This window comes from Rhizobium sp. AC44/96 (assembly GCF_001692185.1).
Lineage (GTDB): Bacteria > Pseudomonadota > Alphaproteobacteria > Rhizobiales > Rhizobiaceae > Rhizobium.
Map to the genome: position 1 here is coordinate 138,860 of NZ_LXKO01000002.1, position 23,140 is coordinate 161,999.

Here is a 23,140-nt window from a genome sequence, read left to right on the forward strand (position 1 = left end):
CCGTCGGGGAAAGAGCGGCACCACTCAAATCTGGTGCAACAAGATTGTGACAGTTGGGCTTTGCGAACAATTTCGCAGGGCCTTGATACTTGGCGCAAACTGACGCATCTTTACGGTCGAATTCGAAGCACTGGAGGTTGTGTGAGTACGGAAGTTCATGAGTCGAGCCAAAGCCAAAATTTCGGAGCCAACCTGAGATTCCTCTGTGAACGGCAAGGCACGGTTTCGACGATTTGCCGGCGCATAAAAATTAATCGCCAGCAGTTCAACAAGTATCTTTCGGGCCTTCACCTTCCGTCCACGCAGAACCAGCGCCTGATCGCCAATCACTTTGGGCTAAGCCGAGCAGTGATGTTCGTCGAGCCAGAGGAATTCCGAACCCTGATTGAGGGAAACTACTTCTACGCTATCGATACGCTTCGCAACTCGAAGCGAATGGCCCCCTTCCTCGATACGATGCTGGTGGACGAGAAAGGGGCAGGCGACGAGTACATTGGCGTCTATGACCGCTATCAGTACTCTAGCATCTACAAAGGGAAGGTCCTGCGGTCCGCCTACTGCCTGTACCGCAACGGAGACTTCCTCCAGCACTACTACATCGAGCGTTTCCCGAACCTGGAAAACGAGGACAAGATCGACTTCGTGTTCAAGTATCACGGGTTCACGGTCCCGCTGCAGGGACGCTTGTTCTCGATGGACTTTGAGGCGGTTCAGAAGAGCGAGATGACGTTCGGGATTTTCGCGCCGGTGCGCCGAAGCTCGAAGAGCTTTCTGATGGGCATTACCACTGGTATCGCTGAAACGATGCTGCGGCCTCCGTACTCGACGAAGGTCGCAATGCATTTCCGTGGACCCGGCCTCCTCAAGAGGGAGCATCTGCAGCGTGTCACGACGCTGGAGAAAGGGGACCGATCGATCCCCACTGAAGTCCAACAGTATCTGAGCAGCGTCGATTAGGACGCTTTCAGGTTCGTCGCGAGGATATGCTCAGACGCACGGATGGCTTGGGCGACGATCGTCAGCGCCGGGTTGACGGCAGCCGAAGACGGGAAGAACGAGGCGTCGATCACAAACAGGTTCTGGTGGTCCCAGGTGCGACAGTATTGATCGATGGCCGATGAAGCCGGATCGCTACCCATCCGCACTGTTCCGGACTGATGGGCGGTAGCGTGCGCCACGAGAGACTTGGTCACTACGATGGGATATCCCGCGCGCTTGAGCGCTCGCTTCATTCTCTTCACAAGCTGGAGGTGTCCTTCCATGTTGTTCAGCGTGACTGCGAGCTTTATGGAGCGTCCATCGAGCGTAACTCGGTTGTTCGGATCGGGCAGGTCTTCCGACAAGGCGATCCAGTCCATACCGTGTCTCGCCATCTCGTTTCCGACTGCCTTGGGGAGGTGGGGAACATTGGCAGTGAGCATTCCGCCCTGCAATTTGCCGAGCATCTGCATGTGGCCCATTGGGAACGCGAAGTCCTTGTCCCCAAAGTACCAGTCGTTGATCGCCAGGGTTTTCTGGAACTTTGTCGAATTGACGCCGAGCGAAAGTCCCATCAGCGCGGTCTGGTTGTGAACCATATAATGTCGGCCGACAACGTCCGAGCTGTTGGCGGCGCCGCGGGGCGCGGCTGTGTCTGCTGAGCGCAACAGGAGTGCGGCACTGTTGACAGCGTTGCATGAAACGACAAACAACGGAGCGGAGTATCGCTTGGTTAGCCCCTCGTGCTCAACTTCGACAGCCTCAATCTTCTTGCCATTTGGGCTGAGAATGAGCCGCCGAGCCAGGGTTCGAGTTTGAAGTGTAACGCGTCCGGTCGCCAGAGCCGGCTCCAGAGCGCAGGTTTCAGCGTCGTTTTTCTGGCCGATCTTGCAGGGGAAGCCATCGCATGTCTTGCAAAGAATGCAGCTTCCGGCAGCCCCGGTGTTAACCCCGCTGGGCATGGGAGAAGCTGAGATGCCTTGACGGCGCAGGTTCTCGGCGAGTTTCGCAACGATTGGCTCTGATGGAACAGGACCGAAAGGATAAGGAGCGCTTCGCTGGGGAGCGGTTTTGTCTGTACGGTCGTCACCGTGGACTCGGAACATCGACTCCGCCTGACAGTAGTAGGGTTCCATATCGGCATAACGCATCGGCCAGGCCGGAGATGTCCCGCCGTGATGTGCCAGTTCGTCGAAATCCCTTTCCCTGAGCCGGAAGAGAGCAGCGCCGTAGAATTTGGTCGAGCCGCCGACATTATAATAGGCTCCAGGATCGAAAGGATTGCCGTTTTTATCCAGCCAAGTGTCGCGAGCCTTGTACTTCTTTTGAAAGAAGACAGTGTCAACGTCCCAGTTCTCGGGTTCACGCGGTACGAAGTCACCGCGCTCGAGGACCAGTACACGTGCTCCGGCTTCCGAGAGCTTGCGCGCAGTTACACTGCCTCCGACACCGCTGCCGATGATGATGACGTCGTAGTCCATTTCGTTCCCAAGTTCTGATTGTTTAATTGTGGTCCAACGATTTCATTGGCGGTCATCGATTCCTAACACTCGCTCAAACCGCTTAGAAGACGATTTCAGAGCTGTTGCGTCAGTTTGCGTCACATATCGAGCGGTTGCGAACCAGCGATAGTGACTGGTGGCGAGGGAAGGCGGCCGGCCGCAGGACGTAATCCAGGTCGCACGCGCGTGCCCCGTCATGCGTCTGGAAACGCCTCCCATTTTTGAGCCGTCGACGATTGGAGGCAAACTTCCGAGAGTACGACGCCACGCAGACCTTCGCGCAGGTCGGTGAGCGGGACGCGTAGGCTCTTCCGCCAGTCACGCCCAGAAAGCAAGGCTTTCGCGTAATCGGCGTAAAGTACCGCAAGGGCCTCGAGATAGGCCTCCGGGTTTCCGGCCGGTAGGCTGACGCAGGACATTCCGTCTTCGGTCATGTCGGAACCGCCGCGCCGGTAAATCAGATCGGCCTGTGCCATGCGGTGCAGGTGCAACGTTTCCGGTTGCTCCTGACACCACTCGAGCGTCCCTTTAGTTCCGACGATCTTGAACCGCAGGCCGTTGCGATGTCCGGGCGCTGCCAGGCTGCACCACAGAAGGCCCTGAGCGTCATCACCGAATTTGAGTTGGACAACGTCCGTATCGTCGAGACCAAACCCCGCGACCGTATTTTGAAGGTTGGCGTTCACAGCAGTGCATCGCATACCGGAGACGAACTCCAGGATATTGAAGGCGTGGGTACCGACGTCGCCGAGCGCTCCGGTGAGGCCCGCCTTGGCCGGGTCGCCTCGCCAGATGCCGCCTTTGCCGATCTTTGAAGGATCATTCGCCAGCCATTCGAGCAGGTACTCGACATAGAGAAACTTGACGTCGCCGATTTCGCCATCGCGAACGCGTGAACGCGCATCCCTGACCATCGGATACCCGGTGTAGGTGTAGGTGACAGCCGCGAACGTATCGTGCCGATCCGCGAGGCTGACCAGCTCCCTCGCTTCGGCAGAGGCGTTCACCAGGGGTTTGTCGCAAACGATGGGTATGCCTGCCTCGAGGAAGATGCGGCAGGGCTCGTAGTGCAAATGATTGGGAGTGACGATCACGCAGAGATCGATCCCGTCGGATCTGCGGACCTCCCCAGCCGCCATAGCGGTAAAGGTCGGATAGATCCGGTCACCAGGCACACCGAGTGCCACCCCAGCTTCTCGGGACACTGAAGGTGTGGAGGAAAAGACGCCGGCGACTATCTCGAACCGTCCCGCCAGTCTCATGGCGGCGCGGTGGACGCCAGCAAAAAAGGAACCTTTGCCTCCGCCGATCATACCCACTCTCAACGGGCGTCCCCCTGTACCGACGTCGTCAACAAGATTGGGCATTATTGTCTCCTCCTGGTCCAACACGAGGTGAAGTTTTCCCTCGCTCGCGCGTTTGCGCAATTTCGCAGGCTCTCAATAGCTGACGCGCTTTTGCGCACAGCGGCAGTGCGCCTTTGTCGACGCTGTCGGTGCTTCATATTGCGTCATGAGTCAGCAATTTGCGAAATTGTCACATTTTGGCGTGGGGGTACTCTGTTCGACAATCTGATGTCCTCACGAAAGGACGTCGACAACAACAAGGGAACGTGGATATGACTGATGTCGCCACTGGCCGCCATGTAGCCGCCAAACCGGGAGCCCTGCGTCGGTTCCTTTCGCCTCAGCATCCCGCTGTCATGGTACAGCGGGTTATGCTGCTTGTCCTCCTGGCAAGCGTCATTGGGCTGTGCCTCGCCAATCCGAACTTCCGCAATCCAGCGAACCTGCTCAATATAGTACAGCAGGCCTCGATGGTCGGTATCGTCGCTTGCGGCATGCAGATCATGATCATTTCAGGAGGCTTTGATCTCTCCGTTGGTGCGACTGCCGCCGCGGCAGGGTGCCTGGCGGCGACCGTGTCTCTCACGGCAGGGGTTCCTGCCGGACTGCTCGCCGGGTTGCTCTTGGGCCTTGCGATCGGCATCGCCAACGGATGTCTGATTGCAAAGATCGGGATGAATCCCTTCGTATCCACCTTTGGTACGCAGGCAATCATTCTAGGCACCATGTATGCGCTGACTGAAGCGCGTCCGATCGCTCCACTGCCCAAAGAATGGCGCGAGCTGGGCTTCTTCCATATCGGTGGCCTTACGTTCCCGAGCATGGTCTTCATAATGGTGGTGATCGCTCTTGCCGCCATGCTGCACTTCACCCGCTACGGCCAGCATGTCTACGCCGTGGGAAGCAACAAGGTCGGGACGAGCCGTGCCGGCGTGAACGTTGATCGCGTTCTGATCGCGACCTATGCGATCGGTGGCATTACCGCGGCAATCGCTGGTCTGCTTCTGACGTCGATCGCAGGCATCGGCAGCCCGCAGGCGGGCACGACCTGGGCTCTTCTGTCCATCGCAGCCGTGGTTATCGGCGGTACGCCGCTCTCCGGTGGTCTCGGCGGCATCACGTCTGCTGTCATCGGCATCTTCGCGCTGACGATCCTTAACAATGCGATGACCCTCTACAGCATCTCTGCCTTCTGGCAACCCGCGTTCATGGGGACAGGCGTCCTCCTGGCCGTTGGTTACGAAGCCCTGCGGCGTACCCGCAAAAACTAAAAGTGGAACAACCCGGCGGAAAGTCGCCAAAACTAGGAGGAATGCAAATGAATATCACAAGACGGATGCTTGGAGTCGCTTCGGTTGCACTGCTGGCAAGCAGCGCCCTGATCGCTCCCGCCCACGCCGAAAACAAGAAGATCGGCGTAATGATCTACAACGTGGGTGTTGATCCATGGATGAACGTTGCCGTTAAGTCGATGGAAGAAAACGCCAAGAAACTTGGCTACGACGTCACCATCACCGACGGCCACAACGATATAGCACAGATGAACTCGGCTATCGACCAGTTCGTCGTCCAGGGCTACAATGCGATCATCGTCGCACCGGCCGACCCCGACAGTCTCGTCGGCAGTGTCTCGAAGGCCACCGAAGCAAAAATTCCTGTCATTTCGTATTCCATGGGCATCTCCAAGGAAGCAAATGCCACGTCCTTCGTTGGTTCCAACGAAGAGCACATCGGCATGCTGCATGCCCAGGAAGCCATCAAGGAACTCGATGGTAAGGGCAACGTGGCGATCATGACCGGCCAGCTCGGCACGGCACCGCAGATTGGCCGAGCCAAGGGTGAGCACGAGGCCCTCGCTAGGGCACCCGGTATCAAGATTGTCGAAGAACAGGCGAACGACTGGGCTCCTGATAAAACCGTGGCACTCATCCAGGACTGGCTGTCCAAGTATCCCAAGGGCGAACTGAACGCCGTGTTCGCTCACGGTCCGGAATTGGTTGCCGCGGCCGAATACGCGAAATCGCAGGGTCGCACCGAGGTGAAGTTCTTCGCAGTGGACTACCCTGAAGACGCTCGTCGGGCGATCAAGGAAGGCACCCTCACGGCGACTGTATCACAGAGCCCGGCATTGCTGTCGAAGCTCGCCGTTGAAGCTGCGGACAAGGCGATCCGCGGCGAGAAGGTCGAACCCCAGATCATCATCGACAATACCTTGGTGACCAAGGCCAACGTCGAGCAGGTTCCGGCGGATTATTGACCCTTGTAGGTCCGCGGCGCACCCTCGCCGCGGGCTTCGAACTTCCAGTCTTATACGGGAGCAGTGCGATGCATATGTCTGTTGTTCGGCAAACTGAAGGATCTGTTCGGGCAGACCACCAGGTGCCAATCGTTGAAGCCGTTGGCGTTGCCAAGCACTACGGCGGCGTGATCGCCCTTTCGGGCGCCAACCTCAAGGTCATGCCTGGCGAGGTTGTTGCGATCGTCGGCGACAACGGTGCCGGCAAGTCCACATTCGTCAAGATACTGTCGGGCGCGCAGGCCTGCACAGAAGGCAAGATTCTCGTCTCCGGCAAGGAGGTGAGCTTCCACAGACCCAGCGATGCTCGCGAAGCAGGCATCGAAACGGTTTACCAGGATCTGTCTCTTGCTGAGCACCTTGACGTGCTGACAAACCTCTTTCTCGGCCGAGAAGAGTTCTATTTCAAATTCGGTGGCCTGAGCGTTCTTAACCGCCGCAAGATGATCACTCGTGCTGAAAAGCTTCTGAGCGAAATCGGCGTCAACGTTCCGGGTGTCCGCGATCTGGTTGGCGGTCTGTCAGGCGGCCAGCGCCAGGGTGTCGCAATTGCCCGTGCGGCTGGCTGGGGCTCTCAGCTGATCATCATGGACGAGCCTACGGCTGCCCTTGGTGTTCAGGAGACCGCGCACGTTCACGACATCATCCGTGGACTCCAATCGAGAGGTGTGGCGGTGCTTCTCGTGAGCCACAACATGAAACAGGTCATGGAACTGAGTAACCGGGTCTACGTCTTTCGACGCGGTCGGATCTCGGCAGAGTTGCAGACCGCCCAGACGACCACGGACGAGATCATCTCGTACATCACCGGTGCCCGTGGATGACAGGAATGCCGGCCAACATCGTTGGTCGGGACCGAGCAGGCCCAATACAGGTTACGGGCGACTGACTATCTTCCGGCAGCCCTGATTGTCGACATACGACGCCGCGGCCTATCTTCCGGGCGTAGCATTGTCCGTAACAAACTTAGAGGAATTGGATATGCGTCTTGCACATGTTGCGCTTTGGTGCCGTGACCTCGAGCGGGCCTCGTCCTTCTGGGAGGTGTACTTCAACGCGACAGTCGGCGAGCCTTACCATAGCAAGCGCCGTATCGGATTCGTGTCGAGGTTCATAGCACTGCCGGGCGACACCGTGCAGCTGGAACTTATGACAGGTCCTTGGATCAATGAAGGCTCATATCAGGAGACGATAGGTTGGGATCATGTCGCAATATCACTCGGCGATGCGGCCGCCGTCGATGCTCTGGCAGATCGCTGTCGTAAAGACGGAATTCTGGTCTCCGCACCTAGAACGACGGGAGATGGCTTCTATGAGGCCGTAATACAAACGCCAGACGGGACACGGATCGAGATCACCTCTTAGGCGCTCAACGGCTGGGTTACGCCGCCAGATCATCCAGTTGCACGGAAGCGAGTGTGCTGGACCTTCGTCTTGAAGAATGTCACGGGGATCGATTTCCGGTTCGGGCTTGGTATCGCCTGGAACCGGGAAGGTCCGACCCCATCACGACATGACATCCTTGAGATTGCCAATTCCCTGGTTCGCGGCGCGACGAGCAAAGCGGTGATAGGCAAGCCCGGTCGTGCGCGATCGAACTTCGGAGCTCGCGGGCACTAATTGGGACCGAAAGTCTGGGATCGTGCCTCTGGGGTGCTCGAGAGCATGGCCTTACAGTATCCGACGACGATTCGTATCTGTTCACTCGAACGGCCAACGAGGGCGCGATGGTTCCTGGAGGAATGTAAAAACACAATCGCGGCGCCACCACTGCGTTCGGTGAGTGGGCTCTGAGCCTACTCGGCCCATCGCGTGATCGGTTAACTTCGGCGATTACTGAACCGCGCCAAGTTGGACGAAGACGTGACCATTGCCGACGTCGATCCGTTGCAGTAGGTCTGCTCTGACCTCCTGCCGCGCGACAGACTTGAAGGGCCGCCATTTCTGGCTCTTCGCACTTGCGGGCAGAGGCGCCCCCTCCCGCAGAAATAGCGTGATATGAGGTACTTCATCTGATTTGTAGATGCAAATCCTCAACGGCCGGGTACCCTCGTCAACAGAGATGGATTGTGCGCCGCAACAACGAGAATTGCAAACCTAATTTGCCGGTAAATTATCTGGGTGGTTGATAGGGTCTTTGGCGTGCCAGACTTGCTGTCCGTCCACAGGTTAGAAAGCCTGGGCGACCTCGTTGAAGGTCGGCTCAGCCAACAGGGATATTATCAGGTTTACGCTGTAAGGCTTTTGCAGGAAATGGCAGTCAACCGGACAATTCTCCGGGCCGTGCCCACCGGATGCGACAACGACCTTTGTTCTCGGCGCCACAGTTCGAACCATGTGCGCCAGATCCAAACCGTTTAGACAGCCTGGCATATCGATGTCTGTGATCACAGCATCGAAGGCCGGGTTGCGCCCAAGCGCCGCCACCGCCTCCAGTACATTTCCCGCTTCAACAACACTGTAGCCCTCTTCCGTCAGGACATCTGCCAACATCAAGCGGATGAGGATCTCGTCTTCAACGATAAGTACGGTGCCGTTGCACATGTCTGGGTGACCTCCGTTGCTTCATGCAATCAACGAGTTCGCACCACGAACGGTCCGCCGTCGAACTCCATAATTTTGGAACATATTTAATAAAATGCGAATGAATGGAGGGTATTGCTGGGTTTGTCGTGTGGACGAAGTGCTTATCTCGTTGCTCTGATTTGCGAGGGAAAAGAGGACATCCCGCCGCCACAATGTACTGGCAAAACCGAAGAAGACTGGGGTTCTAATGAATAGAAAACAGATATCTCGCTGCCTAGCATTCTTCACGTTGTCATTTCAGTTGATTGGTTGCTCTCATACCGAACCACTTGAGACATCGGCAATCTCCACGACCTCACCGAGAGCCGTTCCGGTAACCGACCAGGCGATCATTGCCGAGACTGTTGGAAACGCGCCTACCGGTGTCAATAAGCTCGCGTGGGCGAACCCTGCAACAGGCAGTGCCGGCGTCATTGAGAGGGTCGACACGGGGAACGGTGGCATCGAAGGCTGCCGACAGTTTGTTACGAGCCAGCAGAGCCTGGAAGGTGCGACGCGGTTCGATGGCATGGCGTGCCCATCAGATGGCTCATGGAAAATCGCAGGTACGCCGGGATTGCATTGAATCTTTGGTGCCGCTGATGACGCCAATACTCGAGGACGACAGTCGTCAGCGTTGTATTGAACCGCCGAGCGACGAGGCGATCAAAACGACGCCAGAGGTTTCTCAAACGCGCACGCATCCAATCATCGCTGCGCCGACAGGTGGGGCCTGAGATTACTCGGCCGCCTGACGCAACGAGTATCCTTCCAGCGGCTCAACGAGCGCAATGATCTCGAAATCACCGATCATGTGATGTTGGTCGGATCCAGGGACCGCCAGGGTCCAGAAGTCCGGATCCTCGCCGAAGATCGTAGACACCTGCACGATCGTCGTCCGGCCACCGGTGTGCCTGTCAGATCGCGCCCAGTAAAATGCGTCTGGAACCAAACTCTTCATAACGTCTACTCCCCACACTATACGGTCACGATATCAGGAAATTCAAATATGACCATTGCTCGTGTTCGCTACCCACAACGAGGATAAGAGAGAGCAGGGAAATCGCTGCACGGGCTGTGCTGCATCGACGGCGACCCGACGCCCCTTGTGGAGATGTCGGCGGGTCACAGCGTTAAAAGCAACTGGTCTGTCCGAAGGTCATCGGCTGCCTCAAGCGAGGACAGGGTAACGCCCAGCAATCGAACGCCCTTCGGGGGCGGGAAAACGGGCTTCAGTAGCGAGCCGATCGTTTCCTCGATTTCGCCGGCCGATAGGAAAGACCGCTCGCCGGTTCTGGCGCGAGTGATCTGCGTGAAGTCAGCATATTTCACCTTGAGGGTGACGGTCTTGGCCCTGATCGCGTTGGCTTCGCAATATCGCCAGACCTTGGCGATCAGTGGCCGAAGCCCCTCGATTGCCGGCTCATAGCTATGGATGTCCTGCGCGAAGGTATCCTCGGCGCCGACGGATTTGCGAACCCTGTCCGGCTTGACGCGGCGTTCATCGATGCCCCGCGCAATGCCATAAAAGTATGGACCCGACTTCCCGAAATTCTGGGTCAGGAACTGCAGCGACTGTGCCTTGAGGTCGGCGCCTGTCCGGATGCCGAGGCGATGCATCTTCTCGGCCGTGGCCGGCCCGACGCCGTGGAATTTCTTCACTGCCAGCCCTTCGACGAAAGCGGGGCCATTCTTCGGCGTGATGACGGCCTGGCCGTTCGGCTTGTTGAGATCGGAGGCCATTTTGGCGAGAAACTTGTTGTACGAGATCCCCGCTGACGCATTCAGCCCGGTGACCGTCTTGATCTTTGCACGGATCTCCAGTGCGATCTCGGTGGCAATCGGCATATCCTTCAGGTTCTCGGTGACATCGAGGTACGCCTCGTCGAGCGAGAGCGGTTCGATCAGCGGGGTATATTCGGCAAAGATCTCACGGATCTGCTGCGAAACGGCGCGGTAGACATCGAAGCGCGGCGTCACGAAAATCAGATCAGGGCATTTGCGAGCGGCCGTGACCGAAGGCATCGCCGAATGAACACCAAATTTTCGGGCTTCATAGCTTGCAGCCGCAACCACGCCTCGCGCGGCAGCGCCACCGACCGCGAGCGGCTTGCCGCGCAGCTCCGGATTATCTCGCTGTTCCACCGACGCATAAAAGGCGTCCATGTCGACATGTATAATCTTTCTGGTCGCCGCATTGACATCCATCGGTGCGACCTCAGGCGGGACCGCCATTATTCGGACCGTGCTTGCCACCCGATGCTATGACTTGCTGCCAGTAACCCGTCTCGTCTTCGTCGAGCTCCTCGTCCAGCTTTGGATAGGGGCGCGTTTCATCGGGCAGTTTGACCCAAGCGGTGTCGGCGGCAAGCGACGACCCGACCTGCAAGTCAACCGTGCTGGAGTCCGGCCGATGACATGAATCGTAGGGGAATTCGCCAAATCTCGTAAGCAGATCAGCGGCGCCGGGCGAGAAATAATAGATCGGCCGCTCGTCCCGGCTCCGATAGAAGGCGGCGACATCCCAGTCGAAGCTGTCGCGGTGCGGCAGAAACAGTTTCAGAAAATGATCCTGGACCGCGAGCCGAAATTCAGGTTCCGACATCGACGATCTTGCGGGGTCGAGTTTGAGCCAGCTCATGTCCATATCCTTCCCTATCGATCGGAACAAAATAAGAACATTGTTGGCGAGAGTCAAATGGCGAAGGCGACCCAAGACTGTCAGTTACAAGACCATGGCTTGCTGCAGCACTTCGCCGTCTTTAGCAATGATCGATGAGCCGTATGGCTCGCGGGACGATATGATCAGCGCGCCGTCGGGCAGCGGTCGCGCCAGGTGCATCACCTCCTCCCACGGCGCCCGCATCCAGACGTCGGTCTCGTCCGGCGTGAGCAGCAGCACCGGCATCGCCTTTTCGTGGATGGGCTTCACCAGCGCATTCGGATCTGTCGTCAAGAAGCCATAGAGGTCATCGGTCGTCAGGCCGTCCTTCACCTTCCTGACGCTCTTCCAGGCCGGTACATGAATGCCGGCGAAGAACATCAGCGACTTTGCCTCGTCACGGGCGAACCAGGCGTTCGGCACCTTGCTGCCATCTTCCTGGCTGGCCGGATCCGGCTCCGCGAAGCTGGTGACCGGCACGAGGCACCGATGCTCGACGCCGAACCAACGCCTCCAATGGGGTAGGGTGAGCTTGCGGATATTGGTGACGCCGCGGTCGGGCTCCATGCGAATGAACTCGTCCATGTCGATGGCGTGACCTTTGGCTCTCAGCTTGTCGGCCCGGGCTTCCGCAGCTTTCTTCTGGACGAAAAGCGGGGACGGAAGCCCCCAGCGCGCATGGACGAGCTGATTGCGCCCGTCGGCTGTATTGCGAAGGATCGGCCCCATCTGGTCTGGGTTCATCTGGTAGACCGGCATGAGATTGATCAGGCTCTCGACGTCCTGGGCCCACTTGCTGACCCAGTCCTTGTCTTCCATGCGATAAAGGTTGCACATCTATGCCCCTCCCTTCCGATAACGCGGACCAACTTAGCGCATGTTGCGCCATCTGCTAGTCGAGGCGGAAGACGTCGGCGTTGTCCTGACGTTCGCGCAATCCCTTGTAGGATGCATGGCGAAGCTTCCCGTCCGCCGTCCAGGCACGGAACTCGATCTCGGCAATCAGGGTTGGCTGGACCCAGATGACATTGACGGCGTCAGTAGTCTCCACCGGCGGGCGCTTTTGCTTCCAACGCAGCTTGTCCAGCGTCTTGCGCAGTCTCGCTGTCTCGGCTTGCTTGAAGCCGGTGCCCACATTGCCGACATGTACGAGTTCATCGTCGCGATACGCTGCAACCACCAAGGAGGCGAAGCCGCCCGTCAGCGCGGTCGAGGGCTCATACCCGACAATGAAAAAGGCTTCGCTCTCGATACATTTGACCTTCACCCAGTCGCCAGTCCGACCGGATCGATACGGTTGATCCCGGTCCTTGCCGACAATGCCTTCCAGACCGAAGCGACAGGCGTGTTCCAGCAGGACATCAGGATCGGCATCCAGTTCCGCGGAGATTTGGATCGCGCCGTCCTGGCCCTTCAAAAGACCCTCAAGCAGATGGCGCCGGGATCGATACTCGACCCCGCGCAGATCGTGGCCGTCGAGATAGATGAGGTCGAAGGCATAGAGCATGGCGGCGGACGCCCGGTTGCCTGCCTTGTTGCCTGAGGCTCCAAGCGACTTCTGCAACAGCCCAAAATCCGACCGGCCCTCTGCGTCGAGAACGACAGCCTCGCCATCGATGATCATCGTCGCTGGCCCGAGAGCGCGGGCAGCCTCTGCGATATCAGGAAACCGATGGGTCCAGTCATGCCCGCCGCGCGTCAGGATCCTGATGCCATGCGGTTCAACGTGGATAGCCAGCCGATAGCCGTCCCACTTGACCTCCCAGCCCCATTGGTCGCCGCGGGGAGGCCGCTGCTTGACCTTGGCGAGCGCCGGCTCAACCCGGTCAGGCATGGGATCGAAGAGAAGCTGTGGTTGCGCAGGATTGCGCTTCCGCTGTGGCTTCGAGCGGATCGGCGCGTCGGTATCACGAAGGAGCGGCTTTGATTTCGGTGGCTTCGTCATTGCGGCAGTTCAGCAGGGAAAGTGAAGAACACTATGACGATCTCAGCTTTATCCCCGTTATCCAAGCGAAGAGAGATCGCGAGGGCCGTAAGCGGAAAAAATTCTCGCACGAGCTACCTGCCTGATTCCCATGGCAATTCGCGGAATTTCCAGTCTTCAGGATAATATTCCCATCCCGTGGGTTGCTTGACTCTTTGTTGCGGCAGGAACAGAAACGGAACATCCGCATTTTGCTCGACATGATGTCGGCCCGATCCTGACGCCACACGAACTTGAAGGGAGCCGTGAACGATGACTGCTGCCCGTGAACGGGTGATTTCAGATGTGATCTCCGATCTTCGCGAGCGGATCTCGACGCTGGGAGGTGTGACTGCCAGGAAGGCTGGCTGTCTTCCCTTCGGCGTGCCCGAGATCGACGCCGTCCTGCCCGGCGGAGGTCTCGCCTATGGCGCGTTGCATGAGTTCGCCGGCGGCGGGGCAGGCACTGTCGATGGTGCCGCGGCCGCACTATGCGCCGCCGGCATTTCGGCGCGTACCAAGGGTCCGATCGTCTGGTGCCTGACCCGGCCCGACCTGTTCTTCCCGGCCCTGGCCCAGGTTGGCCTTCATCCCGACCGGGTGATCTTCGTTGAATCAGACAAGGAAGAGGACGTGCTTGCCAACATGGAGGAGGGCTTGGCCTTCGGAGGCCTCGGCGCTGTGGTCGGCGAGCTCGTCCGATTGCCAATGGTCAGCTCCAGGCGGCTGCAGCTTGCCGCGGAACGCACGGGCACGATGGCGCTTGCGGTGCGACGATGGCGACGCCAGACGGAGGCTAACGATTTTGGCCAGCCGACGGCCGCGACGACGCGGTGGCGGGTCAGCGTCATGCCGTCGGAGGACCTTCCGGTGCCTGGTGTCGGCCGGGCGCAGTGGTTTTTGGAATTGATGCGCGTGAAAGCGGGTGAGTGTGCTGAGTTTCTCGTGAGGGCGTGTGATGACAAGGGTCGTATCGATCTATCTACCGGATCTGCCGACCGATCGGATCAGACGCGCCGATCCGTCTATTCCGGCTGAGCAGGCAATCGCGGTGATCGCCAGGAGCGGTTCAAAACGCTGGGTGTCATCAGTCGACGCAGCCGCGCGCAAAGCGGGCCTGCGTGTCGGCATGTCGGCGGCCAAGGCCCAGGCTCTGTTTCGCGGGCTGATGCTGGTCGATGCGCAGCCGGAAGCCGACGCGGCCGCGCTCGAGCGGATTACCTTGTGGGCCCTGACGCAATATTCCCCGATTGTTGCAGTCGATGGAACCGACGGGATTGTGCTCGACACAGAAGGCGCCGATCATTTGCAGGGTGGTGAGGTGCCGATGGTGACGAAGATCTCCAACCAGTTCCTGGCCCGAAAACTGACGGCCCGTGTGGCGATCGCCGACACCTTGGGTGCAGCCCACGCCTGTGCGCGAGCCATCAGCCGCGAGACCGTCATCGTACCGATCGGCAAGACAGTGGCCGCAGTCGAAAAGCTGCCGATCACGCTGTTACGGCTATCGGAAAAGATCGTTGGTGATCTCCGCACGCTCGGCTTCCAGACCGTCGGTGAATTGGCCAATACCCCACGCGCACCACTGACACTCCGGTTCGGACCGGAGATCGCCCGGCGCCTCGACCAGATGTTCGGCCGCGTTTCCGAGCCGATCGATCCGATCCGAACGCCTGAGTTGATCGAGGTCGCAAGAGCCTTCGCGGAGCCGATCGGGGCTGCCGAGACCATCGACAAATATGTCGGGTGCCTGGTCGTGCAGTTGATTGGCGAGCTCCAGAAGCGCGGTCTTGGCGTGCGCCGTGCCGACCTGATCGTAGACAAGGTCGATGGTACCAGTCAGGCGATCCGCGCCGGAACCGCCAAACCGGCGCGTGATGTCGCCTGGCTGACGAAGCTGTTTCGCGACCGGACGGAAAAGATCGAACCCGGCTTCGGGATCGAGAAATTGACGCTGGTTGCCGTCATGGCTGAACCGCTTGAGGACATGCAAAGGGTCTCATCTCTGGTCGAGGACGAGGTGACGGATGTCACCCCGCTGATCGACATTTACGGCAACCGTGGACAACGGGTCTATCGTGTGACGCCGGTTGCCTCCGATGTCCCCGAACGCTCGGTTCAACGCATTGCCGCCGCCTCTGATCCGCTCGAAGTCGCATGGGTCGGTCACTGGCGCCGGCCGGTGCGGCTGCTCGCCCGACCGGAGCTGATCACGGCCATTGCGCTGATGCCGGACCATCCGCCGGCCTCGATTACCTGGCGCGGCCGGCGGCGCAAGGTCAAGCGCGCCGACGGTCCCGAGCGCATCTTCGGCGAATGGTGGCAGCGCGACGCCGAGATGGAGGCCGTCAGGGATTATTTCGTGATCGAGGACGAAGCCGGCGAACGGCTCTGGGTGTTCCGGGCAGGCGATGGTGTCGATCCGGAGACCGGTGACCATCGCTGGTTCATGCACGGGATTTTCGCATGAGTTATGCCGAGCTCCAGGTCACGACGCATTTCTCGTTTCTGCGCGGAGCATCGTCGGCCGACGAGCTCTTCATGCGCGCCGCGGAGCTTGGCATCGAGGCGATCGGCGTGGTCGATCGCAACAGTCTGGCTGGTATCGTTCGCGCGCTGGAGGCATCGCGCGCCACCGGCCTGCGGCTTGTCGTCGGCTGCCGGCTGGATCTCGCCGATGGCATGTCGGTGCTGGTCTACCCGACAAATCGCGCCTCCTATTCCCGGCTGACCCGCCTGATCACCCTCGGTAAGAGCCGGGGCGGCAAGAACAACTGCATTCTTCACTGGGACGACGTCGTCGCCTATTGCGACGGGATGATCGCCATTCTGGTGGCCAATCTTGCGGACGAGACCTGCGCCGTGCAGCTGCGCAAGCTGGCCGAGATCTTCGGCGACCGCGCCTATGTATCGCTCTGCCTGCGCCGGCGCCCGAACGACCAGCTGCGCCTGCACGAGATCTCCAATATGGCCTTGCGGTTCAAGGTCAAAACCGTCGTCACCAACGATGTGCTGTTCCATGAGCCGGGCCGGCGGCAGCTGCAGGATATCGTCACGTGCATCCGCCACAGAACGACGATCGACGATGTCGGCTTTGAGCGCGAGCGTCACGCTGATCGCTATCTGAAGCCACCAGAGGAAATGCAGCGGCTGTTTCCGCGTTATCCAGAGGCGCTGGCGCGGACGATGGAGATCGTGCGGCGCTGCACGTTTTCGCTTGAGGAGCTGACCTATCAGTATCCGGAGGAGGCGATCGTGCCGGGCAAGGACGCCCAGTCCTCTCTCGAACACTATGTCTGGGAATGTGTGCCCGATCGGTACCCGGAAGGCCTGCCGCCTGATGTGCTGAAGATCGTTCGCCATGAGCTCGACCTCATCCGCACCATGAAATATGCGCCCTACTTCCTGACCGTCTTCTCGATCGTTCGCTACGCCCGCAGCCAGGGCATCCTGTGTCAGGGCCGAGGTTCGGCCGCCAACTCTGCTGTCTGCTATATCCTCGGCATCACCTCGATCGATCCCTCGACCAACGATCTCCTCTTCGAGCGCTTCGTCAGCCAGGAGCGCGATGAGCCGCCTGACATCGATGTGGACTTCGAGCACGAGCGCCGCGAGGAGGTCATTCAATGGATCTACCGGACCTACGGTCGGGAGAAGGCGGCACTTTGCGCCACCGTCACGCGCTACCGCGCCCGCGGCGCCATCCGCGATGTCGGCAAGGCGCTCGGACTGCCTGAAGACGTGATCAAGGCGCTCTCCTCAGGCATGTGGTCCTGGTCGGAAGAGGTCTGCGATCGCAATGTCCGCGAACTCAATCTCAATCCCGACGATCGGCGTCTCGCCCTGACCCTGAAACTGGCGCAGCAACTGATGGGGGCGCCGCGCCATCTCGGCCAGCACCCGGGTGGCTTTGTCCTGACCCATGACCGACTCGACGATCTGGTTCCGATCGAGCCGGCGACGATGAAGGATCGCCAGATCATCGAGTGGGACAAGGATGACGTCGAGGCGTTGAAGTTCATGAAGGTCGACGTGCTGGCGCTTGGCATGCTCACCTGCATGGCCAAGGCATTCGAACTCATCCGGGAACACAAGGACCAGGATATCGACTTGGCGACGATCCCGCAGGAGGATCCGGCGACCTATGCGATGATCCGCAAGGCTGACACGCTTGGGACCTTCCAGATCGAAAGCCGCGCGCAAATGGCGATGCTGCCACGGCTGAAGCCGCGTACCTTCTACGACCTCGTCGTCCAGGTGGCGATCGTCCGGCCAGGGCCGATCCAGGGTGACATGGTCCATCCCTATCTGCGTCGGCGCGAAGGCAAGGAGGCGGTCGAATACCCGACGCCCGAGCTTGAAGCGGTGCTCGGCAAGACGCTTGGCGTGCCACTGTTTCAGGAGAGCGCCATGCGGGTGGCCATGGTCTGTGCAGGGTTCACCGGCGGCGAGGCAGACCAGCTGCGCAAATCCATGGCGACCTTCAAGTTCACCGGTGGTGTGTCGCGCTTCAAGGACAAGCTCGTGTCCGGCATGGTGAAGAACGGCTACACCCCTGAGTTCGCCGAGAAGACATTCAGCCAGCTTGAGGGGTTTGGATCCTACGGCTTTCCGGAAAGCCATGCGGCGTCGTTCGCGCTGATCGCCTATGCCTCGAACTACATCAAGCGCCATCATCCCGAGGCATTCTGCGCGGCGCTGATCAACAGTCAGCCAATGGGGTTTTACGCACCGGCCCAGATCGTCGGCGACGCGCGAGCCCATGGCGTCGAGGTGCGTCCCGTCTGCATCAACCGATCCCGGTGGGATTGTACTTTGGAGAGGATCGGCAATAGCGACCGGCATGCCGTCCGGTTGGGTTTTCGACGGGTCAAGGGCTTGGCGGTCGCGGATGCTGCCCGCATTGTCGCCGGTCGCATGAACCGGGATTTCCAGTCGGTCGATGATACGTGGCGTCGGTCCGGTGTGTCCGCTGAAGCCCTCGTTCAGCTCGCCCAGGCAGATGCCTTCCTGCCGTCGTTGAAGCTCGAGCGCCGTGATGCACTCTGGGCGGTCAAGGCATTGCGCGACGAGCCCCTGCCGCTGTTTGCCGCGGCCGCCGAGCGCGAGATGCAGGCCATCGCCGAGCAGCAGGAGCCGGAAGTGGAGCTTCGGCAGATGACCGATGGCCACAACGTTATCCAGGACTACAGCCATACCGGTCTGACATTGCGCCAGCATCCGGTCGCGTTCCTGCGCAAGGATCTGCAGGATCGCAACATCATCACCTGCAGCGACGCGATGAATGCGCGCGACGGACAATGGGTCTATACGGCTGGCCTCGTCCTCGTGCGCCAGAAACCCGGGTCAGCCAAGGGCGTTATGTTCATCACCATCGAGGACGAGACCGGGCCGGCCAACATCGTCGTCTGGCCGACGCTGTTTGAGAAACGTCGCCGCGTCGTGCTCGGATCCTCGATGATGGCGATCAATGGACGTATTCAGCGGGAAGGGGAGGTGGTGCACCTGGTGGCGCAGCAGCTGTTTGACCTGTCGGGGGATCTTTCAGGGCTGGCCGATCGCGATACCGAGTTCAAACTGCCGGCGGGCAGAGGTGACGAGTTTGCGTATGGGGGTGGTCCTGATCCGCGCGATGCGCCGAAGCCCGTCGTTCAGCCGCGGGATATGTTCGTCCGTGATCTCCACATTGATACACTGAAGGTGCGGGCACGGAATTTTCAGTGACTTTCATAATCATTTGGCCGCTAATTCGAATTGGAGCAGTCAACGCCAATCACTAGCCCGGAACCGACACACCACGCGGACACGAACACAGGACATGAACATGGCCATACGTGGCCGCTGTCTCAGGATGCCAGATGAGAGTTCGGTCCAGTTCTAATTTCTTCCCTTAGGCTTCCGTCCGGACCGAAGTGGCTCGGGTTTTCCTTCACTCGGGCTGATTTCTTCGAAGAGGGACGCAACGCTGACGGAAAGAACATTTGCAATCGCCTCTAGCGTGGCCACCGTGACGTTTTCTTCGCCGCGTTCAACTCGCCCGACATAGGAGCGGTCGATGCTCGCCTCGAGCGCAAGCCTTTCCTGCGAGAGGCCCCGCTGCACGCGGATGCGCCTCAAATTCCAGCCTATGGTCTGCTTCGTGTCCATTTGCGCAGAACACAGTTAAACGGCTTGACAATCGACGGACTGTAGGTCCCATATTAATCCTTGCTTGCTGAATTGCCTAAGACGGAGGGTGAGCTGTGGAACTTCGCCAACTTTCCTTATTCAAAGCGGTAGCCGAGGAACTGCACTTCGGTCGTGCAGCTGCAAAGATGTGCATCGCCCAACCGGCATTGAGCAACCATGTCATGGCACTGGAGAAGGAACTGGGTTGCCCACTGTTCATCCGCTCGACCCGCCGGGTCGAGCTGACGAGGGCAGGGGCCACCTTCTATGATCGGGCGGTCCGGATCTTGAGCGAAATGGACCTGACCGCCGAACTGACACGGGCCGCCGGCGGCAGTCGTATTCGTCAGATCAAGATCGGAACCGTCTATCCCGCCACCATGGGCATGCTGCCGGTGTTCCTGGGCAAGATCGCGCATAAGTTTCCAGATGTCCGAATCCATATCGCCTCGGGCAATACCAGCGATATCATCCGTGGTCTGGAGACAGGGCAGATCAATCTTGGCTTCATCCGCCCCGTCGAAAACATCGGATCGTTGCGCTTTTTCTCGGTTGCGCATGAGAAGTACCTTCTGGCAGTTGGCGAGGGCAATCCGCTGGCACTTCGCCACGAAATCTCGATCGAGGATCTGCGCAACCAGAAGATCATTGCCTTCAACCGGCAGAACCTCTCTTTTACCGAACGCTATTTCAATGAGAAGTTCGAGGAATACGATCTTACGAAGAACATCGCCTATAGCTGCGACGATACCTACTCACTCGTGTCGCTCGTCTCCGCCGGCCTTGGTATCGGCTTTGCACCGGAATGGACGACGGACATTCCTAACCGCACCTTCGTATTGAAGAAGGTGAGGGGGATCGACTTCAGGATCGGGCTTGGCATTGCCTGGAATCGGGAGGATCCGACGGCATCGCGCGACGACATACTTGAGATTGCCAAGTCCATGGTGCGGGCGGCTCGGTGAGTATAATGCGCCGACGGCGGGACCCGGGAGCAGCCGAGAGCGCTGATCTATCCGGTACATTTTGCGCAGCGAAAGGAACTTCCGGTGCCCACTTCACGAACCGGTAAAAGCCGAGACGCACGCGTGCATAGTAATCAAGCCTGCGACCCGCGACTGATTGACAGTGCGCCCGAACCGTTTGGCAAGACGAGCACGGTTTTCATGCTTGAGGCTTCCGAGCGCCGCGCTGAGAAAGTGCTACTCGGCCGAACCATATGCACCGCAAGCCCTGAACTCTATGCCGAATATCTTGCACGGCTCGAAGCGCCGACACACCCCAATGAGCGTCTGAGAGCCGCGACATCGACCAATATGCTTCAAATCCGCGGGGCAGCACGACCATGCGTCGTCGCGTTTGTTTCACGGTGCCCGGCGGTTATGAAGCCGATCAGAAAGTCTCCCGCCTCGGTTCCCGGCACACCCAGGTCGCGGACAGAGCTCATATGATTGCGACCAGCCATGATCCTGGACGATACCGAGAAGCCTTGGGCTGCAAGGTGATTGTCGAAGGCATTGGATTGTTCATGAAAAGGACGTGTTTCGTCTTCGCCGACAGCCAGGACAACGTGACAATCCCCATCATGGCGCCGGGAAAGGGGTGTGAAGCGAGATACCTCGTCCTCGGTCAGCGCTATCTCCCTTTGCAAAAAAGATTGTTGCAGCGGCGCAAGATCATAAAGGCCGCCGAGCAGGAAAGCCCCCTGAACTCCGGAGGCTTTTTCGCTCTCCTCGAACGTGAACGTCGCGAGATGCGCTCCCGCAGAGTGTCCGCTCACAGATAGATGCAAGGGATTGCCGCCATAACTTGCAATATGCTGGATGACCCATTCTTTGGCGCGGACGACTTGGTCGACAAGAACCTCCATGCGCTGCGCCGGCATGAGAGAATAATCAACGATCACGGCGATAGCACCCGCCAAAGTGACGGTGTTGGCGATGCAAGAGTAATCTCGCTTGGAGAACATCCGCCAATAGCCGCCGTGGACAAACAGGTGGACAGGAAGGTTCTGACGCGGACCCTTGGGAAAGAAGATGTCCACAGTTTCATCTGGTCCGTCGCCATATGCGACGTCCGGTATCATAGGAAGGGCTTCGCGCGCCCTCGCACTCGCCGCGACGATCTCACCAACAATGGCGTCGAAATCCGCGACATGGTCGCGGATCCGGAATGGGTCGGTTTCCATAAAAGCCCCCCGCTTCAGAAACTCGTAGCGATATATTTGGCTTCCATGAATTCGGCAATGCCATGGTGCTGTCCGCCCTCGCGCCCCAGCCCGCTCTGCTTTACGCCGCCGAACGGCGCTGCCGGATCGGAGACCAAGCCTCGATTGAGGGCGATCATACCTGCTTCGATGGCGGAGGAAACGCGCAGGCCGCGTGCAAGGTCACGCGTGTACACATAGGCCGCAAGCCCATATTCCGTATCGTTGGCACGCGCTATGGCTTCTTCCTCGTCATCGAAACGGTAAAGCGGTGCAACGGGACCGAAAATCTCCTCTGACATCATCTCGGAGCTTACCGGGACGTCGGCAAGGACAGTCGGCGGGTAGAAGAAACCAGACCCGGACGGCGTCTCACCGCCGCATAGAACGCGCGCACCCTTGGCTTTTGAGTCATCAACCAGGCGACTGATCTTTTCGACCGCCTTTCGAGTGATCATCGGGCCGCAGTCGGTCTCGGCGTTGATGCCCGGACCCACGTTCAATGCCGCCATGCGCCTGGTCAATCCCTCGGCGAATGCGTCATAGATGCCCGACTGCACGTAAAAGCGGTTTGCCGCCGTGCATGCTTCGCCCGCATTGCGCATCTTGGCGATCATTGCCCCGTCGAGAGCGGCATCGAGATCGGCATCATCGAAAACCACGAAAGGCGCATTCCCGCCGAGTTCCATTGAGCACGAGATGACATGCTTCGCTGCCTCTGCGAGCAGTTTTTTACCGACGCCTGTCGATCCCGTGAAGGAGAGCTTCCGGACACGCGGATCGGCCAGGACATGTGCCGTCATCGATCCAGGGTCAGTAGTCGTCAGAACGTTGACGACGCCCTTCGGCACGCCAGCCTCTTCGTAGATTGCCGCAAGCGCGTAGGCCGTAAGAGGCGTCTCGCTGGCAGGCTTGAGGATGACTGTACAGCCTGCGGCCAGGGCAGGGGCGATCTTGCGGGTTGCCATTGCTGCCGGGAAGTTCCAGGGCGTGATCATCAGGCAGATCCCTATCGGCTGATAATCCACGATGATGCGGTTCGTGCCGGACGGAGCGATGCCGAACTCTCCGGTGATGCGTACCGCCTCTTCGGCGTTCCAGCGGAAGAATTCGGCAGCATAGGCGACTTCGCCGCGCGCGTCCCGCAACGCCTTGCCGTTCTCCAACGAGATCAAGGTCGCCAGCATCTCCGAGCGTTCGACCATGAGTTCGAAGCAGCGTCGCAGGATCTCGGATCGCTTGCGGGGCGGGGTGGCACGCCAGGCAGGCGCGGACGCCGCTGCTGCATCAATGCATGCCTGGGCATCCTCTACCGTTGCATCGGGCACAGCTGCGAGAACGACACCAGTCGACGGGTCGACGACATCGATTTGCCGACCGGACTGCGAAGGCCGCCATGACCCGTCGATATAGAGTCCGCGTGCGGCTGCATCGATGTCGGGCATCTCGCGCTC

21 protein-coding genes and 2 pseudogenes are annotated in these 23,140 nt (G+C 59.3%); 12 read left to right on the top strand and 11 right to left on the bottom strand.

Annotation, left to right across the window (positions count from 1 at the left end; translation table 11 throughout):
- Positions 1–351: 351 nt before the first annotated feature.
- On the top strand, positions 352–957 hold the full coding sequence (locus A6U87_RS06385; protein WP_244499434.1) for an XRE family transcriptional regulator: 606 nt from the start codon (positions 352–354) through the stop codon (positions 955–957).
- On the opposite strand, the gene A6U87_RS06390 is transcribed toward A6U87_RS06385, so the two are convergent.
- Positions 954–2,459 (bottom strand): GMC family oxidoreductase, encoded by a 1,506-nt coding sequence (locus A6U87_RS06390; RefSeq protein ID WP_065690404.1) that lies wholly within the window; start codon positions 2,457–2,459, stop codon positions 954–956. The two genes, A6U87_RS06385 and A6U87_RS06390, sit on opposite strands and share 4 nt — an antisense overlap.
- Before the next feature lie 215 nt (positions 2,460–2,674).
- The gene (locus tag A6U87_RS06395; protein WP_065690405.1) at positions 2,675–3,847 is read right to left on the bottom strand and encodes a Gfo/Idh/MocA family protein; all 1,173 of its coding nucleotides are present in this window, start codon (positions 3,845–3,847) and stop codon (positions 2,675–2,677) included.
- Between the two features lie 251 nt (positions 3,848–4,098).
- Between A6U87_RS06395 and A6U87_RS06400 the strand changes: the two genes are divergently transcribed.
- The 5 genes and pseudogenes from A6U87_RS06400 to A6U87_RS30375 all read left to right on the top strand — a co-directional run.
- A complete protein-coding gene (locus A6U87_RS06400) occupies positions 4,099–5,097 on the top strand; it encodes an ABC transporter permease (protein ID WP_083199293.1) in 999 nt (332 codons plus the stop codon).
- Between the two features lie 47 nt (positions 5,098–5,144).
- Positions 5,145–6,083 carry a sugar ABC transporter substrate-binding protein gene (locus A6U87_RS06405; protein ID WP_065690406.1) on the top strand — a complete coding sequence of 313 codons (939 nt, stop codon included), beginning with the start codon at positions 5,145–5,147 and terminating at the stop codon, positions 6,081–6,083.
- 122 nt (positions 6,084–6,205) lie between these two features.
- Positions 6,206–6,946, top strand: coding sequence for an ATP-binding cassette domain-containing protein (locus tag A6U87_RS06410; protein WP_244499435.1), 741 nt, complete (start codon positions 6,206–6,208; stop codon positions 6,944–6,946).
- Positions 6,947–7,103: 157 nt separating this feature from the next.
- A complete protein-coding gene (locus tag A6U87_RS06415; protein ID WP_065690407.1) occupies positions 7,104–7,487 on the top strand; it encodes a VOC family protein in 384 nt (127 codons plus the stop codon).
- 63 nt (positions 7,488–7,550) lie between these two features.
- A pseudogene (locus A6U87_RS30375) lies at positions 7,551–7,742 on the top strand (hypothetical protein); the annotation flags it as partial.
- Between the two features lie 549 nt (positions 7,743–8,291).
- Here the strand turns inward: A6U87_RS30375 and A6U87_RS06430 are convergent.
- Complete coding sequence (locus A6U87_RS06430) at positions 8,292–8,666, bottom strand: response regulator (protein ID WP_065690410.1); 375 nt, start codon at positions 8,664–8,666, stop codon at positions 8,292–8,294.
- 229 nt (positions 8,667–8,895) lie between these two features.
- Here A6U87_RS06430 and A6U87_RS29185 point away from each other — a divergent pair, with 229 nt between their 5' ends.
- A complete protein-coding gene (locus A6U87_RS29185) occupies positions 8,896–9,273 on the top strand; it encodes an RT0821/Lpp0805 family surface protein (RefSeq protein WP_083199295.1) in 378 nt (125 codons plus the stop codon).
- A gap of 153 nt (positions 9,274–9,426) precedes the next feature.
- Here A6U87_RS29185 and A6U87_RS06435 read toward each other — a convergent pair whose 3' ends face one another.
- From A6U87_RS06435 to ligD, 5 genes are all read right to left on the bottom strand, one after another.
- Positions 9,427–9,648, bottom strand: a complete 222-nt coding sequence (locus A6U87_RS06435) for a hypothetical protein (protein WP_065690411.1) — start codon at positions 9,646–9,648, stop codon at positions 9,427–9,429.
- Between the two features lie 164 nt (positions 9,649–9,812).
- Complete coding sequence (dinB, locus tag A6U87_RS06440; protein WP_065690485.1) at positions 9,813–10,895, bottom strand: DNA polymerase IV; 1,083 nt, start codon at positions 10,893–10,895, stop codon at positions 9,813–9,815.
- A 10-nt stretch (positions 10,896–10,905) separates the two neighbouring features.
- The gene (locus A6U87_RS06445) at positions 10,906–11,328 is read right to left on the bottom strand and encodes a hypothetical protein (protein WP_141683916.1); all 423 of its coding nucleotides are present in this window, start codon (positions 11,326–11,328) and stop codon (positions 10,906–10,908) included.
- A gap of 84 nt (positions 11,329–11,412) precedes the next feature.
- A complete protein-coding gene (locus A6U87_RS06450; RefSeq protein ID WP_065690413.1) occupies positions 11,413–12,186 on the bottom strand; it encodes an SOS response-associated peptidase in 774 nt (257 codons plus the stop codon).
- A 55-nt stretch (positions 12,187–12,241) separates the two neighbouring features.
- Positions 12,242–13,294 carry a non-homologous end-joining DNA ligase gene (ligD, locus tag A6U87_RS06455; RefSeq protein ID WP_065690414.1) on the bottom strand — a complete coding sequence of 351 codons (1,053 nt, stop codon included), beginning with the start codon at positions 13,292–13,294 and terminating at the stop codon, positions 12,242–12,244.
- A 291-nt stretch (positions 13,295–13,585) separates the two neighbouring features.
- On the opposite strand from ligD, the gene A6U87_RS06460 reads away from it, so the two are divergent.
- Genes A6U87_RS06460 through A6U87_RS06470 form a run of 3 tightly spaced genes read left to right on the top strand, consistent with a single transcriptional unit; the run spans position 13,586 to position 19,036 of the window.
- Positions 13,586–14,350, top strand: coding sequence for an ImuA family protein (locus tag A6U87_RS06460; protein ID WP_065690415.1), 765 nt, complete (start codon positions 13,586–13,588; stop codon positions 14,348–14,350).
- Entirely contained in the window at positions 14,271–15,782 is a 1,512-nt protein-coding gene (locus A6U87_RS06465; protein ID WP_065690416.1) for a DNA polymerase Y family protein, read from the top strand. The genes A6U87_RS06460 and A6U87_RS06465 overlap by 80 nt, the downstream gene beginning before the upstream one ends.
- Positions 15,779–19,036 (top strand): error-prone DNA polymerase, encoded by a 3,258-nt coding sequence (locus A6U87_RS06470; RefSeq protein WP_065690417.1) that lies wholly within the window; start codon positions 15,779–15,781, stop codon positions 19,034–19,036. Before A6U87_RS06465 ends, A6U87_RS06470 begins: the two co-directional genes overlap by 4 nt.
- A gap of 153 nt (positions 19,037–19,189) precedes the next feature.
- On the opposite strand, the gene A6U87_RS06475 is transcribed toward A6U87_RS06470, so the two are convergent.
- The gene (locus tag A6U87_RS06475) at positions 19,190–19,459 is read right to left on the bottom strand and encodes a helix-turn-helix domain-containing protein (protein ID WP_065690418.1); all 270 of its coding nucleotides are present in this window, start codon (positions 19,457–19,459) and stop codon (positions 19,190–19,192) included.
- A gap of 95 nt (positions 19,460–19,554) precedes the next feature.
- On the opposite strand from A6U87_RS06475, the gene A6U87_RS06480 reads away from it, so the two are divergent.
- Together A6U87_RS06480 and A6U87_RS30380 are read left to right on the top strand one after the other, a co-directional pair.
- Complete coding sequence (locus A6U87_RS06480) at positions 19,555–20,445, top strand: LysR family transcriptional regulator (protein WP_065690419.1); 891 nt, start codon at positions 19,555–19,557, stop codon at positions 20,443–20,445.
- An 84-nt stretch (positions 20,446–20,529) separates the two neighbouring features.
- Positions 20,530–20,778: pseudogene (locus A6U87_RS30380) on the top strand (DUF1778 domain-containing protein); the annotation flags it as partial.
- A 23-nt stretch (positions 20,779–20,801) separates the two neighbouring features.
- On the opposite strand, the gene A6U87_RS06485 reads toward A6U87_RS30380, so the two are convergent.
- Positions 20,802–21,668, bottom strand: coding sequence for an alpha/beta hydrolase (locus A6U87_RS06485; protein WP_083199297.1), 867 nt, complete (start codon positions 21,666–21,668; stop codon positions 20,802–20,804).
- A gap of 14 nt (positions 21,669–21,682) precedes the next feature.
- Entirely contained in the window at positions 21,683–23,131 is a 1,449-nt protein-coding gene (locus A6U87_RS06490) for an NAD-dependent succinate-semialdehyde dehydrogenase (RefSeq protein WP_065690486.1), read from the bottom strand.
- Between the last annotated feature and the right edge of the window lie 9 nt (positions 23,132–23,140).

Excerpts from the sequence above, each read along its gene's own strand:
- A6U87_RS06475 (WP_065690418.1), bottom strand. The coding sequence starts at position 19,459 with ATGGACACGAAGCAGACCATAGGCTGGAATTTGAGGCGCATCCGCGTG.
- A6U87_RS06400 (WP_083199293.1), top strand. The coding sequence starts at position 4,099 with ATGACTGATGTCGCCACTGGCCGCCATGTAGCCGCCAAACCGGGAGCC.
- dinB (WP_065690485.1), bottom strand. The coding sequence starts at position 10,895 with ATGGATGTCAATGCGGCGACCAGAAAGATTATACATGTCGACATGGAC.
- A6U87_RS06385 (WP_244499434.1), top strand. The coding sequence starts at position 352 with ATGTTCGTCGAGCCAGAGGAATTCCGAACCCTGATTGAGGGAAACTAC.
- A6U87_RS06415 (WP_065690407.1), top strand. The coding sequence starts at position 7,104 with ATGCGTCTTGCACATGTTGCGCTTTGGTGCCGTGACCTCGAGCGGGCC.
- A6U87_RS29185 (WP_083199295.1), top strand. The coding sequence starts at position 8,896 with ATGAATAGAAAACAGATATCTCGCTGCCTAGCATTCTTCACGTTGTCA.
- A6U87_RS06465 (WP_065690416.1), top strand. The coding sequence starts at position 14,271 with ATGACAAGGGTCGTATCGATCTATCTACCGGATCTGCCGACCGATCGG.
- A6U87_RS06405 (WP_065690406.1), top strand. The coding sequence starts at position 5,145 with ATGAATATCACAAGACGGATGCTTGGAGTCGCTTCGGTTGCACTGCTG.
- A6U87_RS06395 (WP_065690405.1), bottom strand. The coding sequence starts at position 3,847 with ATGCCCAATCTTGTTGACGACGTCGGTACAGGGGGACGCCCGTTGAGA.
- A6U87_RS06450 (WP_065690413.1), bottom strand. The coding sequence starts at position 12,186 with ATGTGCAACCTTTATCGCATGGAAGACAAGGACTGGGTCAGCAAGTGG.
- A6U87_RS06390 (WP_065690404.1), bottom strand. The coding sequence starts at position 2,459 with ATGGACTACGACGTCATCATCATCGGCAGCGGTGTCGGAGGCAGTGTA.
- A6U87_RS06485 (WP_083199297.1), bottom strand. The coding sequence starts at position 21,668 with ATGGAAACCGACCCATTCCGGATCCGCGACCATGTCGCGGATTTCGAC.
- A6U87_RS06470 (WP_065690417.1), top strand. The coding sequence starts at position 15,779 with ATGAGTTATGCCGAGCTCCAGGTCACGACGCATTTCTCGTTTCTGCGC.
- A6U87_RS06460 (WP_065690415.1), top strand. The coding sequence starts at position 13,586 with ATGACTGCTGCCCGTGAACGGGTGATTTCAGATGTGATCTCCGATCTT.
- A6U87_RS06435 (WP_065690411.1), bottom strand. The coding sequence starts at position 9,648 with ATGAAGAGTTTGGTTCCAGACGCATTTTACTGGGCGCGATCTGACAGG.
- A6U87_RS06490 (WP_065690486.1), bottom strand. The coding sequence starts at position 23,131 with ATGCCCGACATCGATGCAGCCGCACGCGGACTCTATATCGACGGGTCA.
- ligD (WP_065690414.1), bottom strand. The coding sequence starts at position 13,294 with ATGACGAAGCCACCGAAATCAAAGCCGCTCCTTCGTGATACCGACGCG.
- A6U87_RS06430 (WP_065690410.1), bottom strand. The coding sequence starts at position 8,666 with ATGTGCAACGGCACCGTACTTATCGTTGAAGACGAGATCCTCATCCGC.
- A6U87_RS06445 (WP_141683916.1), bottom strand. The coding sequence starts at position 11,328 with ATGAGCTGGCTCAAACTCGACCCCGCAAGATCGTCGATGTCGGAACCT.